This is a genomic window from Streptosporangium sp. G11 (assembly GCF_051192615.1).
Lineage (GTDB): Bacteria > Actinomycetota > Actinomycetes > Streptosporangiales > Streptosporangiaceae > Streptosporangium.
Genome location: NZ_JBPJUQ010000052.1, coordinates 1 through 15504, shown reverse-complemented (window position 1 = coordinate 15504; position 15504 = coordinate 1). Strand labels below are relative to the sequence as shown.

Below are 15504 nucleotides of genomic sequence, written 5' to 3'. Positions count from 1 at the left end.
GCCCGGAGGCGAGGGCGGCCGGGGAGATCGGGCCGCGGGCGGAGACCAGCATGGCCAGCGTCTTCGCCAGCTGCGGGTTGATCTCCTGCGGCACCCCGTCGATCACGATGTCCACGGCACCGAACAGCCTGATCTCGAAGCTCGCCACATCCACCGCCCGGGAGGGTCAATTCATGTTTTTTCCGGCGACGGCTCCGGCTGCAAGGTCATCGCAAGGTTGTTCGCCACATTGTGGAGATGAGCGCGGAAAGCAGCTGGAAGCGCTCGACAACGATGCCACAGGAGACGACCTCATGGCCAAGATCGAGGATTTTTCCATGGGCCCGCCGGGCAACGGCCACCCGAAAAAGGCCAGAGAGAATATTCGGCGCGAAAGAAGTGCCGGATCAGATAAACCACTAAGTGCGGCAATAATGGGACAAACGGGAGTGGGTAAGACGTCGCTCCTGAATTGCCTGTTCGGCACCGACCTCGCCGTCGGCGACGTCCGGCCGGTCACCCGGATACCGGAACCGGTCTCGGTGCCCGGCGCCTCGGGCCACATGCTGACCTTCTGGGACATGCCGGGGATCGGCGAGTCCGGCGACGCCGACGAGACCTACCTGGCCATGTACCTGGAGAGGCTGATCCAGTGCGACGTCGTCATCTGGGCCTTCCACGCCGACAGCCGCTCCACCGCCTATGACGAGCAGTGCCTGCGCAGGCTGCTCGACGGCGTCGCGACCGAGACGCGGCGGCTCATCATGAGCAAGCTGACCTTCGTCCTCACCAAGGCGGACATTTTGACGCCGCCCCCGTGGATCTTCGACATGCGCGGGGAGCGGGGCACCTTCGGCCCCGGCGGGGCGCTCCTGCGCCGCCTGGAGGAGAAGGCCGCCCACTACGAGAGGGTCTTTCTCGAATCCCGCGGGGACGTGCTTCTCACGAGCACCTACGGCACCGGGGAGTTCACCGTCTCCGACGAAAGGCTTCATTTCGACCGTCGCGGTGTCCACTATCGCGGCTATTTCTCCCAGCGGCTGTGCGACGCGTACTCGGAGCGCCATCCGGCGCACAGGGAGGTCTTCTCCCGTTTACGCGACAACCACCGGGTGCTGCCCTGTTCGGCGCTGTTCAGGTTCAACCTCTCGCGGCTGATGACCGGCATCGTCAACAGGCTCGGCCCCACGGCCGTCTTCCGCTTCCGGCGCCTTCTCCAGGACGTGGAAGAGCTCGCCGACGTGCCGGTGGCCACGGCGCGCACGTACGGCAACATGATGATCTGGGACGGCGAGCGCGGCGCCAAGGCGTTCGACCTCACCGAGATCCCCCTGTGAGGAGCCGTGCGGAGACGGCGCCCCCGCCGGGAGGGGGATACGGCGGGGCGAGACCTCACAGGTGGCCGGCGCCCCTGACCGGCCGGACGGGGTCCGGCCGGCCAGGGGCGCCCGGAGCCGCCGGAACGCCGGCGGCCCCGAGTCGGGTGTCCCGGGGGACGGGGGTCAGACCGTACGGAGCCAGACCGCGGTGTCGGAGGGGAGCAGGTTCCCCTCCAGCGGGCCGCTGGTCAGCAGGACCGACTCGTGCTCCGGCAGGGACGCCGGCTCCACGCCGAGGTTGACCACGCAGATCAGGCCCGACTCCCGGCGGAAGGCCAGCACCCCGTCCTGCGCGTCCAGCCAGGTCAGCGTGCCGTCACCGAGCAGCTCGCGGCGCAGGTGCAGCCCGGCGCGGTAGAGGGTGAACATGGAGGTGGGGTTGGCGGCCTGCGCCTCGGCCGTCAGGGCCTTCCACTCCAGCGGCTGCGGCAGCCACGTCGACCCGGTGCCGAACCCGAACGGCGGCTCGTCACCCGACCACGGCAGCGGCACCCGGCAGCCGTCGCGGCCGTGGTCGGTGCGGCCCGAGCGGACCCAGATCGGGTCCTGGCGCAGCTCGTCGGCGATGTCCTCGACCTCCGGCAGCCCGAGCTCCTCGCCCTGGTAGACGTAGAGGCCGCCGGGAAGCGCCATCGCCAGCAACGCGGCCGCGCGTGCCCTGCGCTCGCCCAGCACCGGGTCGGAGGGCATGCCGTGCTTGCGGTCGGCGTGGCTGAAGGAGGTGTCGGCCCTGCCGTACTTGGTCACCGGCCGGGTCACGTCGTGGTTGGACAGCACCCAGGTGGGGGGCGCGCCCAGCGGGATGTGCGTGGCCAGGGTCAGGTCGATCGACCCGCGCAGCGCGGCCGCGTCCCAGGTGCACGCCAGAAAGTCGAAGTTGAACGCGGTGTGCATCTCGTCGGGACGCAGGTACTGGGCGAACCGCTCCTGGTCGGGCAGCCACACCTCGCCGATCAGGATCCGGTCGTCGTACTCCTCGGCCACCCGGCGCCAGCCGCGGTAGATCTCGTGGACGCCGTCGAGGTCGGTGTAGGCCTCCTCGCCTCCCTGGCTGTCCATGTCCTTGACCAGCAGGGCGGCCGAGTCGATCCGGATGCCGTCCACGCCCCGGTCGAACCAGAACCGCAGCACGTCGTGGAACTCCTCGACGACCTCCGGGTTGTCCCAGTTGAAGTCGGGCTGCTCGGGGGCGAACAGGTGCAGGTACCACTCGCCGTCGGCGATCCGGGTCCACGCGGGGCCACCGAAGATGGACTTCCAGTCGTTGGGAGGCAGCTCGCCGCTCTCCCCCCGCCCCGCGCGGAAGTGGAAGCGCTCCCGCTCGGGTGAGCCGGGTCCGGCCTCCAGCGCCTGCAGGAACCACTTCTGCTGGTCGGAACCGTGGTTGGGGACGATGTCGGTGATCGTCTTGATACCCAGGGCATGCGCTTCGGCGATGAACTCCTCCGCCTCGGCGAGCGTGCCGAACGATGGCTCGATGTCACGGTAATCGGCCACGTCGTACCCACCGTCGGCCATCGGCGACGGGTACCAGGGGTTGAGCCAGATCGCGCCGACGCCCAGGTCGGAGAGGTACGGCAGGCGCGCGCGGAGTCCCGCGAGGTCGCCGATGCCGTCGCCGTTGCCGTCGGCGAAGCTCCGGAGATAGACCTGGTAGATCGCGGCTCCCCGCCACCACGTTTCGGACATGCTGGAACAACTCCTTAGTAGTTGTCAGTGGGTGACGAGGTCAGCCCTTGAGGCTGCCGGCGGTGAGACCGGCCATGATGCTGCGCTGGAAGATGAAAAAGACGATCATCGTGGGGATGCTCGCGATCACCAGCGCGGCGATCAGCACGTTCTGCGGCATCTGCGCCGAGAGCGAGGCGATGCCCACGCTGATCGTCATCTTGTCCCCGTCCGGCAGCACCAGCAGCGGCCAGACGAAGTCCTTCCAGACGTTGACCACGGAGAGGATGGACACCACTCCGAGGATCGGCCTGGAGACGGGCAGCACGATCGACCAGAGGATACGCGCTGGTGAGGCGCCGTCGATCTGGGCGGCCTCCAGCAGTTCCTTGGGGATCGAGTCGAAGAAACGCTTGAGCAGGAAGATGAAGAACCCGTTGGCCGCGGCGGGAAGCCAGATCACCCAGGGGGTGTTCAGCAGGTCCCAGCCGAAGATCGGCATGTCCTTGACCGTCAGATAGGCGGGCAGCAGGATCACCATCGGCGGGATCATGAGCGTGGCCAGCATCAGGCCCAGGACCAGGTTGCCCAGCACCGGCCGCAGCTTCGACAGCGCGTAGGCGGCCGAGACGTCGATGGCGAGCGTGAACAGCAAGGCGCCGCCGGCGTAGATGACGGTGTTGGTGAGGAAGGTCCCCAGCTCCAGCTGGTCCCACGCCTCGACGTACACCCCGAAGTCGAACGACGACGGGAAGAAGCTCGGCGGGATCTGGGCGAGTTCCTCGGAGGTCTTGAGCGCGCCGGTGACCATCCAGTAGAGGGGGAACACGAACACGGCGGTGAAGAGGAGCACCACCGCGGTCAGCACGATGCGGTAGATCCACCGGCCGTGCGGGGTGGTGAGGGTGTGCGGGGAGACCAGGCTCCGGAACTCCCTGGCCGGCTCCTTGGACCTGCGCGGCCGCCCGGTCTTCTTCGCGGAGCCCCGCTCCGGCGGCCGGGCGGGAGCCGGGCGACTTGGTTGAACGGTGAGGTTCGACATCGGCTCAGCTGCCTCCTTAGCTCTGGTTGTCCCGCGACAGGCGCAGGTAGAAGGCGGAGAACACCATCAGCACGACCATGAGCATCAGCCCGAGCGCGCCTCCGGCGCCGAAGTCGCCGAAGTTGAAGGCGTACTGGTACATGAGGTAGGCGACGGTGAGCGTCGCGTTCTCCGGGCCGCCGCCGGTGAGCAGGTACGGCTCGATGAAGACCTGCATGGTCGCCACGATCTGGAGCAGCAGCATCACCAGCAGGATGAGCCTGGTCTGCGGGATCGTCACGTGCCAGACCCGCTTGAAGAGCCCGGCGCCGTCCAGCTCGGCGGCCTCGTACAGCTCGCTGGGGATGCTCTGCAGCGCGGCGAGGTAGATCAGCGTGCCGGTTCCCAGGTTCATCCAGGTGGAGACGATGACGAGGGAGATCAGCGCGGTGTCGGTGGAGTCGAGCCAGCTCAGGGCCGGCAGGTGCGCCAGGTCCAGGATCTGGTTGAACAGGCCGGCGCCCGGATCGTAGAACCACTTGAACAGCAGCACCCCGACGGCGGGCGGCAGCATCACCGGGAGGTAGACGATGAACCGCAGGTAGGCCCGCGCGTGCCGCAGCTCGTTCAGGACGATCGCCGCGACGAACGGGACGACGTAGCCGAACACGAGCGCCAGGCCGGTGAAGGCGAGGGTGTTGAGCCACGCCTGGACGAACGCCGAGTCCTCTGTCACGGTACGGAAGTTGTCCAGGCCGACCCAGGTGGGGTCGTCGACGAAGTTCGTCTGCTGGAAGCTGAGCAGGACCTCCCTCACCATGGGGTACCAGGAGAAGAAGGCGAAACAGATCAGCGCCGCGCACAGGAACCCGTAGGCGGTCAGGTTGCGCCGCAGCCCTCGCCGGAACGCTCCTGGCTTTCGCCGCCGTGGACCTTTCACGGTCATTGTGGTCATCGGTTGACTCCCGATATCAACATGGGTGTCGGGGTGCCGGCCGACGGGCCGGCACCCCGGGTGTCAGAAGGTCAGCTCGACTTCGCCAGCACCTTGTTCGCCTTGGCCTCGGCGTCGGCCAGGAGCTTGTCGATGTCGGCGTCCTGCCTGGTCAGCACTGCGGACATGGCCACGTCGAGGATCGCGTAGAGCTCCTGCGACTTCGGCGGCTCAAGCTTGTTCTGGATGGCCGCGGAACCCTCCACGAAGGGGGTGAAGTTCTCCACGGGCACGGTGGCGTTCGCCTTGCGCAGCTCGGTGATCTCCTTGCCCGGCGCGGTGTCGCCGTACAGGTCGGGGATCGGCAGGCCGACGGGGCGGCCCTGCTGCTTGCTGCGCGCGTAGTTGAACTGGCCCTGGCCGGGGGTCAGCTCGTGGAACTCCAGCCACAGCATGGCGGCCTTGATCTTCTCGGGCGTGGCCTTGGGGTTGATCATGTAGCCGTCGCCACCGCTGAGCGAGGCCTTGGCCTCGGGCAGGGCGGTGACCCCGTAGTCCTCGAACTTGCCCTTGAAGTCGTTGTTGACGGCCTGGACGACGTCGGGGGCGCCGATCATCATGCCGAGCTTGCCGCCGCCCATCATCCGCATCAGGTCCTCCCACTGGAGGAGTTGCTTGGCGCCCATGCTGTTGTTGGTCCAGCGCATGGTCTTGAGGTTCTCCAGGACGGCCTTGCCCTCGGGGCTGTTGAAGGCCGCGGCCTTGCCGTCGGGGGTGACCATCTCGCCGCCGCGCCCGTAGAGGGAGGCCGCGAAGTGCCAGCCGCCGGTGTTGCCGGCGCTGTACTCACCGAAACCGACGTGTCCGGGACCGAGGGCGCTGATCTTCTTGGCGGCCTCCTGCACCTCGGCCCAGGTCTTGGGCGGTGCGGCGGGGTCGAGACCGGCCTGGGTGAAGAGCTTGCGGTTGTAGACCAGGCCCATGGAGTAGTTGTTCCTGGGCAGGCCGTAGAGCTTCTCGCCCTCCTTGAAGGTGGCCAGGACGTCGGGCCGGATGTCGTTCAGCAGCTTGATGCCGCCGACGTACGGGGTGATGTCGGCGGCCTGGCCCGCGGCGATGATCTTCTTGATGTCGGTGAAGTAAACGTAGAAGACGTCCTCCATCGAGCCACCGGCCAGCTTCGCCTGGAAGGTGTCCGGGTTGATGCAGGGGAAGGCGTCCTTGCTGTCGATCGTGATGTGCGGGTGCAGCTTCTTGAACGCTGCCACGTCCTCGTCCCAGGCGGTCCGCTCCAGCGGGTTGCTCTTCGGCGGCTGGCAGCCGACGGAGATCGTGACCGGAGCGTCGGCCCCGGCGGCACTCGGCTTGGTTTCCGCGGCCTGGGATCCGCTGTCGTCGTTGCCGCAACCGGCGGCGGTGAGCGCGATGGCTGCGGCGAGCAGCATCGAGAGCTTGGGGGATTTCATCCGAGGCACTCCTTGGCGGGTCGGTTGCGAGAAACATATAGAGGCGTGCAGGAAGTAGCAAGAGCCCGTCAATTCAGATGCAAAAAAGTGACAGTGATCGCTCGGCCATCTTCCGGTAACACCCCCGCCGCGAGCGAGAACCCCTTCCCACCTGCGGCTACACGCACATGACACAGAGTGGAGTCATCCACTTGCAGGAAGATGCTTGATGACGTCATCTTCCTGTCGAAATTTTTAGAGGAGATCGTCCGGGAGAGGCCGAAGCCGGACACGGCGCAGGTCAAGGGGGCGGGCACCGCGCGGGCGGGGAGCGGGGCGGGTCCGACCTGGTCGGGCCGGGCGAGCGGGCCGGGCGGGCGGGCCGAACGGATTGGGCCGAACGGGTTGGGCCGGACACATCAGGCCGGCCGATCAGGCCGGACGGACCGGACCGGACGGATCAGGCCGGTCAGGACAGACGGACGGATCGGACCGGACCTCCGGCGGAGGGCGGGCCGGTCAGGCGGGAATGGCCCTGGGAAGCGCCGGCGCGGTGGAGGCGCGGACCACGAGTTCGGGGTCGAACAACAGCTCGCCCCCGGGCAGCGCGGCGGCGTCGATCTGGGCCACCAGCAGGTCCACGGCCGCGCGGCCCATGGCCTCGATCGGCTGGCGCACCGTGGTCAGCGGTGGGTCGGTCCGGTTCATCATGGCCGAGTCGTCGTACCCGATCACCGAGACGTCGCGCGGCACCGCCAGCCCCTCGCGCCGGGCGGCGCGCACCGCGCCGAGCGCGAGCAGGTCGCTGCCGCAGATCAGGCCGGTGACGCCGCGCCGCACCAGCCGGGCGGCGGCGGCCTGACCGCCCTCCATCGAGAACATGGCGTGCTCGACGAGGTGGTCGCCGAAGTCCATGCCGTGGACCCGCGCGTAGGCGGCGAAGGTCTCCAGCTTGCGGCGTGACGGCATGTGGTCGGGAGGGCCGAGGACCATCCCGACACGCTCGTGGCCGAGGGCGCGCAGGTGCCCGGCCGCCATCTCGGCGGCGGTGACGTCGTCGCAGGAGACCTGGGAGAAGCCGAGTTGCCCGACCGAGGCGTTCACCAGGACGGCGGGCAGGCGCCGCTCCAGGATGCGCCCGTAGTGATCGTGGGAGGCGTCCCCGTCGGCGTACGCGCCACCGGCGAAGACCACGCCCGAGACGTGCTGGGCCAACATCAGGTCGACGTAGTCGGCCTCCTGCAGCCCGCCCGAGGTGCGCGTGCACAACACGGAGGTGAACCCCTGCTGGGCGAGCGCACCGCCCACGACCTCGGCGAACGCGGGAAAGACCGGGTTGTGCAGGTCGGGGAAGACCAGGCCGATCAGGCGGGCGCGGTCGCGGTGCAGCCGGGTCGGGCGCTCGTAGCCGAGGGCGTCGAGCGCCGTCAGCACGGCGTTCCTGGTCGACTCGGAGACGCCGCGCCTGCCGTTGAGCACGCGACTGACCGTCGCCTCGCTCATCCCGACCCTCTTGGCCACCTCGGCAAGCCTCCGCGTCATGCCCGCAAGCATACGGCGGTTTTCGCAAGTGTTTACATCGTTTTTGCGGACCGATGTCATACCGGATCACGAGGATGACGCGTTATGACGGTGCGAGATGAGAGCTTCGTGCCCCGGTGGAGGTGATTGCCGGACCTTAACGGGCCTGCTCACGCACGCCTTCCGTCCGGTCCCACCCACCCGCGGACCTGGAGGAATCCACTCGACGTCCAATCCACGACAGCGCGAAACCAGCTCCGATCAATTCCTTGCGATGTATGAATGAAATATTGCAGCTATCTGTTCGTCATCTTATGGTTTTTGTATCACCTGATTCTGCCCCTCTGTCAAGAGGGCAGCATCTCAAGCCGCCCCACCCGCGTCCGGACGGCGTCCCCGCAGCGTCCCCATAACGTCCCGGCGACGCCTTGAAGAGCCCGGCGCGCCTCCCCTCCCCCGCGTGGCGGCGCCGTCTACTCCCCCGGTCGTGCGCCCGGCCCTGCCGCGATGGAGGCGGTTTCGCTCAAGCCGAACATCGCCAGGCAGGTGGCCGCGCCGCCGAGGCGGCGGGCTCCGCCGTGTATGCCGAAGGCGGCTCCGTCACACCGGGACGTATCGTTGCGGCCGGCACCCGTGTGGGGTCACACGGGTGTTCCGAGCTCTTCGACGGCCCTGACCAGAGGGGCGAGCCCAGGGTTCTTCACGGCTTCGTCGAGCGCCTCACGCAGGGCCGCGTCGTTGGTCGGGCGGGCCTCGGCGAGCAGTTTCAGGCCGGATTCGCTGACGTTGGTGTAGATGCCGCGCCGGTCGGTCGGACACAGGTAGCGCGAGAGAAGCCCGCGGTCCTCCAGGCGGGTGACCAGTCGAGTGGTGGCGCTCTGGCTCAGGACGACCGCCTCGGCGACCTGCTTCATCTGCAGGTGACCGCCCGGGCCGTCGTGCTGACGGCTGAGGACGTCGAGGAGCGAGTATTCGCGCGTGCTCAGGTCGTGCTTCGACTGCAGGGCCCTTTCGAGGTGGGCCTCGATTCTGTCGTGCAGCAAGGAGAGCGCGCACCAGCCCTGGGCGGGCGCGGTGAGCTGGGGGTCGGTGGCGGTCATCTGCGGCTTCCTCCTGCGGGCGGCGTAACTCCAGGATAGGACACCGGCGAGATAGCCAGCGTTTGCATCTATTAACTTATGCAACTATTGTTGCCGCCTGTAAAGTGCACAAGCAATCTTTTGGAAGGCAGGCCCGTGCCTCTCGCACTCCTGGCTCTCGCCATCGGGGCCTTCGGTATCGGAACCACCGAATTCGTGATCATGGGGTTGCTACCTCAGGTCGCCGGTGACTTCGGCGTGTCCATCCCCACCGCCGGCTGGCTGGTCACCGGCTACGCGCTCGGTGTCCTCATCGGCGCCCCGCTCATGACGGTGCTCGGCACAAAGATGTCCCGCAAGCGCGTGCTGCTGCTGCTGATGGCCCTGTTCATCGCGGGCAACGTGCTGTCCGCCATGGCTCCGACCTTCGGCGTCATGGTGACCGGACGACTGGTCTCCTCCCTGGCCCATGGCGCGTTCTTCGGCATCGGTTCGGTCGTCGCCGCAGACCTGGTCGCCCCTGAGAAGAAGGCCGGCGCCATCGCCATGATGTTCACCGGCCTGACCGTCGCCAATGTCGTCGGCGTTCCGCTCGGCACGTTTGTCGGCCAGTCACTGGGCTGGAGGACCACGTTCTTCGTCGTCGCCATGATCGGTGTCATCGGCCTCGCAGGTGTCGCCAAGTGGATCCCCGAGATGCCCAGGCCCGAGGGCGTGCGTCTGGGCCACGAGTTCGCGGCCTTCCGCAACACCCAGGTGCTGCTCGCCATGGCGATGACCGTGCTCGGTTTCGGCGGGGTCTTCGCCGCCATCACCTACATCGCACCCATGATGACCGAGGCCGCCGGCTTCGCCGAATCCTCCATCACCTGGCTGCTCGTCCTCTTCGGCCTCGGCATGGTCGTCGGCAACCTCGTCGGAGGCAGGTTCGCCGACCGCGCCCTGATGCCGATGTTGTACGTGTCGCTGGGCGCCCTCTCCCTGGTGCTCGCCCTGTTCACGGTCACCGCCCACAACAAGATCACAGCAGCCGTCACCATCACCCTGGTCGGAGCCCTGGGCTTCGCGACCGTGCCCCCTCTGCAAAAACGCGTCCTGGACCAGGCCTCCGGCGCACCCACCCTGGCCTCGGCCGTCAACATCGGCGCCTTCAATCTCGGCAATGCGCTTTCCGCATGGCTCGGCGGGCTCGTCATCGCGGCCGGCTTCGGCTATACCTCCCCGAACTGGGTGGGTGCCGGTCTCGCCGCCGCCGCGCTCGTCCTCGCGGTCCTCTCCGGCGCCCTGGAGCGCCGTGACATCCGCTGCGAGAACCCCGTCGCCGCCGACGCGGCCTTCGAACCGGCCCACGTCGTCACCGAGCGCCATTGACACACCGCCCGGCTCTGTTCTCCCACGAATCACACCACTGCGCCGGCCCCGTGACATCCGAGGCCGGCGCAGCGTGATGTCGGCGCTCCGTCCCAATGCCGCGGGGAGGGTGTCGACCCCATGGCCCTTGTTCACCACAAGACCAAGGCCGTGATCAAAGCGCCGCTGAGCACCCTCCGGAAACCGCGGGCCAAGGTGGAACGCCGGCTTAGGGGCCGCCCGGATCACGCGGAGCCGCACGGATCGTACGGAGCCGTCCGGATCACGTGGAAGCGCACAGATCGCGTGGAGGCGCACGGCGCGGCGGGAGGCCGTTTGAGCGCGTCCAGGGGAGGAAGCCGTACCATCGGCGGTCCACAGGGGGGATGGAAGCGATGGCGGAACGACTGGTGGTGATCGGCGGCGACGCCGCGGGGATGAGCGCGGCCTCACAGGCCAGGGACCGGCGCGGGCCCGACGACCTGCGGATCGTCGTCTTCGAGAAGGGCTCGCACGTCTCCTACTCGGCCTGCGGGATCCCCTATCTCGTGGGCGGGGAGGTGGCCGAGGTGGAATCCCTGATCAGCCGGCGCCCGGAGGTGTTCCGCGACGAGCTGGCCGTCGACGTGCGGCTGCGCAGCGAGGTCGTCGAGATCGACCTCGACCGGCGCGCGGTGGCCGTGCGCGGCGACCGGGGCGGCGCCCCGAGCTGGGAGCCGTTCGACCAGCTCGTGATCGCCACCGGCGCCGTACCCGACCGGCCCCACCTGCCCGGCGCCGACGCCGAGGGGGTGTACGGGGTGCAGACCCTGGACGACGGCATCGCGCTGCTGGGGGCCCTGGAGGAGAAGCCCCGCAGGGCGGTGGTGGTCGGCGGGGGCTACATCGGCCTGGAGATGGCCGAGGCGCTGGTGCGGCGCGGGCTGGAGGTCTCGCTCGTCGACGCCGCCGAGCAGCCGATGGGCACGCTCGACCCGGACATGGGCGCCCTCATCGCCGGCGCCCTGCGCGACCTGGGGGTGGAGGTGCACCTCGGCGAGCGCATCGAGTGCTTCGAGGAGTCCGGAGGGCGGGTCCGCGCGGCACGCACCGAGAACCGGACCCTGCCCGCGGACCTGATCGTCCTGGGTCTCGGCACCCGGCCGAACAGCGCGCTGGCCGAGGCCGCGGGCGTCCCCGTCGGCGAGACCTCGGGGATCAGGACCAACCGGCGGATGCGGACCCCGGTGGAGGGTGTCTGGGCCGCCGGCGACTGTGTCGAGACCTTCCACCGGGTCTCGCGGCGGCCGGTCGCGATCGCGCTCGGCACCCACGCCAACAAGCAGGGACGTGTCACGGGCATCAACATCGGCGGCGGGTACGCCGCCTTCCCCGGCGTCGTGGGCACCGCGGTGTCCAAGATCTGCGAGTACGAGGTGGCGCGCACCGGCCTGACGACCGCGGAGGCGGTGGAGGCCGGATTCGAGCCGGTCGGCGAGGTCGTGGAGTCCACCACGCGCGCCGGATACTACCCCGGCGCCCGCAAAATGAAAATCAAGATGATCGCCGACCGGGGAACGGGCCGCCTGCTGGGCGCCCAGATCGTCGGCCAGGAGGGCGCGGCCAAGCGAATCGACGCCCTGGCCGTCGCCCTGTGGCACGAGATGACGGTGGAGGAGATGACGGGGCTCGACCTGTCGTACGCTCCCCCGTTCGCCCCGGTGTGGGACCCCGTCCTGATCGCCGCGCGCAAGGCGGCCGAGCGCGTCGACCGGCTCGACAGGGGCGCCTGACCCGCCTGCCGTACCGCCTCGCCCGCCCCCTCGGATCGCCGATCCGTCCCGTGCGTCGCGAGGTGGCTCCCGCCCGGCGGGGCGGGCATCCCACATGATCGTCGGGCCGTGGCCCTCGCGAGAAAATCCGGGGAGATGGTTGGGCCGGGTGAGAGCGGGCAAGGGCGAAGAATCCAAGGCCCGATACCGACAAGGAGGAGCAATGCTCACATTGACGGACACGGCAGCCCAGGTAATCCGGGATCTCAGCTCGCAGGTGACGGACTCCCCGGATACCGGGGTTCGCATCTCATCCCAGAGCGACGGAACCGGATCGCTCGTGCTCTCGATCGCGGAACACCCCGAGTCCGCCGACAAGGTGGTGGAGTCGGAAGGAGCACGTATCTTCCTCGACCCGCAGGTCGTGGACATGCTCGACGACAAGTCGCTGGACGCCGACGTCGACGAGGGAGGCGGCGTCGCCTTCCTCGTCACCGAACAGCCTCACTGACCACCCCGGGACATGACCGGCACGCGGGCCCCGGCCCCCTTGAAGGGGGCCGGGGCCCGTGCGTGCGCGGACGCCCCCTCTCGTGCGGCGACGGCCCGAGGCCCGTGCCGCGCGCAAGAGAGGACGTCGCCGTCAGAGGCCGGGTCTCCCCGCGCCCCGGGCGGGCGGGCAGGGAGGGTCAGGAGCGGGCGCTGCTCAGGGCGAGCGGGTTCCTGGGGGCGGCGGGCCTGGCCTTCTCCATCTCCTCGCCGAGCTCCTGGAGCCTCTTGCGTCCCATGGCCTCCCGCACCTCCGGGAACCACTCCTCTTCCTCCTCCTTGACGTGGTGGCGGACGTTCTCGATCAGCACCGTGACCTTGGCGTCGAACCGCTCGTCCTGGGGGTCGAGCTCGACCAGCTCGGAGAGCATCCAGACCACCACGTGGTGCTCCTCGACGCTCTCCAGGATGTGGTCGGAGGTCGCGGGCACGCCCTCGCGGGCGGCCGGGTAGAAGATCTGCTCCTCGATGTGGGCGTGGACGGTGAGCTCCTCGATGATCTGGTCGACGAGGTCCCGCTTCTTCTTGTACGCCCGCTCGCCCGCGCCCTCGAACTCCTTGAACAGCTTCTCGACGGTCTTGTGGTCGTCCTTCAGCAGAACGATCGCGTCCATTCTTCTCCTTCTTTCGGCATATCCGGTGTTGTCAGGGATTGAGAAGGACCTTGACGGCCCCGTCCCGTTTCTTCTGGAAGATCTCGTAGCCGTGCGGCGCCCGGTCGAGAGGCGGCCGGCGAGTGGCCAGGTCCATGACCGCCAGGGGGATCTCAGCGCAGGCGGGGCAGGACCTCCTTGGCGTAGAAGTCGAAGAAGGCGTCCTGCTCCTTGCCGATCTGGCTGATGTAGACCTCGCCGAAGCCCGCGTCCACGTACTCCTTGATCGCGTTGACGTGCACCTCGGGGTCGGGGCCGCAGGGGGCGGCGATCTCGTCCTCGGTGACCATCTCGGCGAGCTCCTCGAAGTGGCGGGGCAGTGGCAGCAGCTGGGAGGCCTCGCCCTTGATGCCCTGGGTGGGCCAGATCCGGTGCGCGGTTCTGCGGCCGGTGGCCTCGTCGGCGGCGTGGCAGACCTTCAGCCCGCCCTGGGAGGGCTTGCCCGCGCCGCCGGCCTTGTGGAACCTCTCCACCAGCTCGGCGTTCGGGGCGGTGCAGATGTAGCCGTCGGCGATGCGCCCGGCCAGCTGCACGGCCTTGTCCCCGAAGGCGGACATGTAAACGGGCGGCGGCTCGTCGGGAAGGGTGTACAGCCGGGCGGTGTCGATCCTGTAGTGGGCGCCCCGGTGGGTCACCAGCTTCCCGCTCCACAGTTTCCGCATGAGATCGACCGCCTCCTCGAGCATCTCCAGCCGCTCGGCGGCCGGGGGCCAGCGGGAGTCGACGATGTGCTCGTTGAGCGCCTCACCGGTGCCGACGCCGAGCCGGAACCGGCCGCCGGACAGCGCCGCGCTGGTGGCGGCGGCCTGCGCGATGATCGCCGGGTGGGTGCGGATCAGCGGGCAGGTGACGGCGGTGGTGATGGGCAGCGAGGTCGCCTCGGCCACCGCCCCGATCACCGACCAGACGAACGGGCTCTGGCCCTGCACGTCCAGCCAGGGATGGAAGTGGTCCGATATCCACAGGCCCTCGAAGCCCGCCCGCTCGGCGAGCTTGGCCTGCCGGACGAGTTCGGCCGGGCCGTGTTCCTCGCTCGACAAGAAGTATCCGAACTTGGTCATTTCCCCTCCCCTATCACCTGAGCTGCGGCGACGTCTCCATTACCCCGTCCACGAAGATCAAACGAGGGGATGTGACGGAGCGGGGTCCGGCGCGGGCGTGACCTCCTTCGCGACCTCCCCGAGGAAGCGGCGCAACTCGGCGGCGAGCTCGGCCGGGGCCTCCTCGGCGATGTGGTGGCCCGAGTCGACGGAGCCGCCGCGAAGATCGTCGGCCCAGTCGCGCCAGATCTCCAGCGGGTCGCCGTAGAGATCCTCCATGTCGTCGCGGGCGGCCCACAGGAACAGGACCGGGCAGGCGATGCGGCGGCCCGCGCGGCGGTCCACGTCGTCGGCCGCCCTGTCGACACCGAGCCCGGCCCGGTAGTCCTCGCACATCGCGTGGACGGTGGCCGGGTCGTGGATCGCCCGCCGGTAGTCCTCGTAGGCCTCGGCGCCCATCGTCTCGGCGGTCGCCCCGTACCAGGCGTCGGGGTCGGCGTTGATCACTCGCTCGGCGGGCCTGGACGTCTGGCCGAGGAAGAACCAGTGCCACCAGGCCTCCGCGAAGCGGGCGTCGGCGCGGGCGAGCACCTCCCCGATCGGCACCCCGTCCATGACGACGAGACGGGTGACGGCGTCCGGGTGGTCCATGGCCAGGCGCTGGGCCACGTACGTGCCCCGGTCGTGGCCCACGACGGCGAACCGCTCGTGGCCCAGCGCGCGCATCAGGGCCAGGCAGTCCCTGGCCATCGCCCGCTTGGAGTAGGGCTCGTGGTCGGCGGTGGTCTCGGGTTTGGACGACCGCCCGTAGCCGCGCAGGTCCGGGCAGACCACGGTGTGACCGTCGGCGAGCGACGGCGCCACCCGGTGCCAGGTGGCGTGGGTGCGGGGGTGGCCGTGCAGGAGCAGCACCGGCGGCCCCGAGCCGCCATGCCGCACGAACAGCTCGGCCTCGCCCGTTCCCACCCTCTCCTCCGCGAATCCCTCGAACACCTCGCGGCTCCTCTCCTCCAGGCCAGTACGGCCAGGCCAGTCAGTACAGCCGGGCCGGTCAGTACGGCCAGGTCCAGTCGCGGATCTCGGCCGGGTCCTCGCCGTGCTCGCGGGTATGGGCGCGGGCACGCAGCCGCGCGTC

General features: G+C 69.0%; 13 protein-coding genes. 4 read left to right on the top strand and 9 right to left on the bottom strand.

The annotated features are described in order from the left end of the window. Window positions 1–50 precede the first annotated feature (50 nt). A complete protein-coding gene (locus ACSDR0_RS34835) occupies window positions 51–1316 on the top strand; it encodes a GTPase family protein (RefSeq protein WP_435293183.1) in 1266 nt (421 codons plus the stop codon). A 165-nt stretch (window positions 1317–1481) separates the two neighbouring features. Here the strand turns inward: ACSDR0_RS34835 and ACSDR0_RS34830 are convergent, their stop codons facing one another. The 6 genes from ACSDR0_RS34830 to ACSDR0_RS34805 all read right to left on the bottom strand — a co-directional run bounded on the left by ACSDR0_RS34830 (window position 1482) and on the right by ACSDR0_RS34805 (window position 9047). Continuing rightward, on the bottom strand, window positions 1482–3047 hold the full coding sequence (locus ACSDR0_RS34830; RefSeq protein WP_435293182.1) for a glycoside hydrolase family 13 protein: 1566 nt from the start codon (window positions 3045–3047) through the stop codon (window positions 1482–1484). Between the two features lie 40 nt (window positions 3048–3087). After that, entirely contained in the window at window positions 3088–4068 is a 981-nt protein-coding gene (locus ACSDR0_RS34825) for a carbohydrate ABC transporter permease (RefSeq protein WP_435293181.1), read from the bottom strand. A 16-nt stretch (window positions 4069–4084) separates the two neighbouring features. Continuing rightward, window positions 4085–5002, bottom strand: coding sequence for a carbohydrate ABC transporter permease (locus ACSDR0_RS34820; RefSeq protein ID WP_435293180.1), 918 nt, complete (start codon window positions 5000–5002; stop codon window positions 4085–4087). 71 nt (window positions 5003–5073) lie between these two features. Further along, window positions 5074–6447 carry an ABC transporter substrate-binding protein gene (locus ACSDR0_RS34815; RefSeq protein ID WP_435293179.1) on the bottom strand — a complete coding sequence of 458 codons (1374 nt, stop codon included), beginning with the start codon at window positions 6445–6447 and terminating at the stop codon, window positions 5074–5076. 498 nt (window positions 6448–6945) lie between these two features. After that, window positions 6946–7980 (bottom strand): LacI family DNA-binding transcriptional regulator, encoded by a 1035-nt coding sequence (locus ACSDR0_RS34810; RefSeq protein ID WP_435293178.1) that lies wholly within the window; start codon window positions 7978–7980, stop codon window positions 6946–6948. 608 nt (window positions 7981–8588) lie between these two features. After that, the gene (locus ACSDR0_RS34805) at window positions 8589–9047 is read right to left on the bottom strand and encodes a MarR family winged helix-turn-helix transcriptional regulator (RefSeq protein ID WP_435293177.1); all 459 of its coding nucleotides are present in this window, start codon (window positions 9045–9047) and stop codon (window positions 8589–8591) included. Between the two features lie 135 nt (window positions 9048–9182). Here ACSDR0_RS34805 and ACSDR0_RS34800 point away from each other — a divergent pair, with 135 nt between their 5' ends. The 3 genes from ACSDR0_RS34800 to ACSDR0_RS34790 all read left to right on the top strand — a co-directional run bounded on the left by ACSDR0_RS34800 (window position 9183) and on the right by ACSDR0_RS34790 (window position 12638). Next, a complete protein-coding gene (locus ACSDR0_RS34800; RefSeq protein WP_435293176.1) occupies window positions 9183–10397 on the top strand; it encodes an MFS transporter in 1215 nt (404 codons plus the stop codon). 374 nt (window positions 10398–10771) lie between these two features. Next, complete coding sequence (locus ACSDR0_RS34795) at window positions 10772–12148, top strand: FAD-dependent oxidoreductase (protein ID WP_435293175.1); 1377 nt, start codon at window positions 10772–10774, stop codon at window positions 12146–12148. Window positions 12149–12350: 202 nt separating this feature from the next. Continuing rightward, window positions 12351–12638 carry a Fe-S cluster assembly protein HesB gene (locus tag ACSDR0_RS34790; RefSeq protein WP_435293174.1) on the top strand — a complete coding sequence of 96 codons (288 nt, stop codon included), beginning with the start codon at window positions 12351–12353 and terminating at the stop codon, window positions 12636–12638. A 178-nt stretch (window positions 12639–12816) separates the two neighbouring features. On the opposite strand, the gene ACSDR0_RS34785 is transcribed toward ACSDR0_RS34790, so the two are convergent. From ACSDR0_RS34785 to ACSDR0_RS34775, 3 genes are all read right to left on the bottom strand, one after another. Continuing rightward, window positions 12817–13290 (bottom strand): hemerythrin domain-containing protein, encoded by a 474-nt coding sequence (locus ACSDR0_RS34785; protein ID WP_435293173.1) that lies wholly within the window; start codon window positions 13288–13290, stop codon window positions 12817–12819. 152 nt (window positions 13291–13442) lie between these two features. Continuing rightward, the gene (locus ACSDR0_RS34780; RefSeq protein WP_435293172.1) at window positions 13443–14390 is read right to left on the bottom strand and encodes a TIGR03557 family F420-dependent LLM class oxidoreductase; all 948 of its coding nucleotides are present in this window, start codon (window positions 14388–14390) and stop codon (window positions 13443–13445) included. A gap of 57 nt (window positions 14391–14447) precedes the next feature. After that, complete coding sequence (locus ACSDR0_RS34775) at window positions 14448–15362, bottom strand: alpha/beta fold hydrolase (protein ID WP_435293171.1); 915 nt, start codon at window positions 15360–15362, stop codon at window positions 14448–14450. Between the last annotated feature and the right edge of the window lie 142 nt (window positions 15363–15504).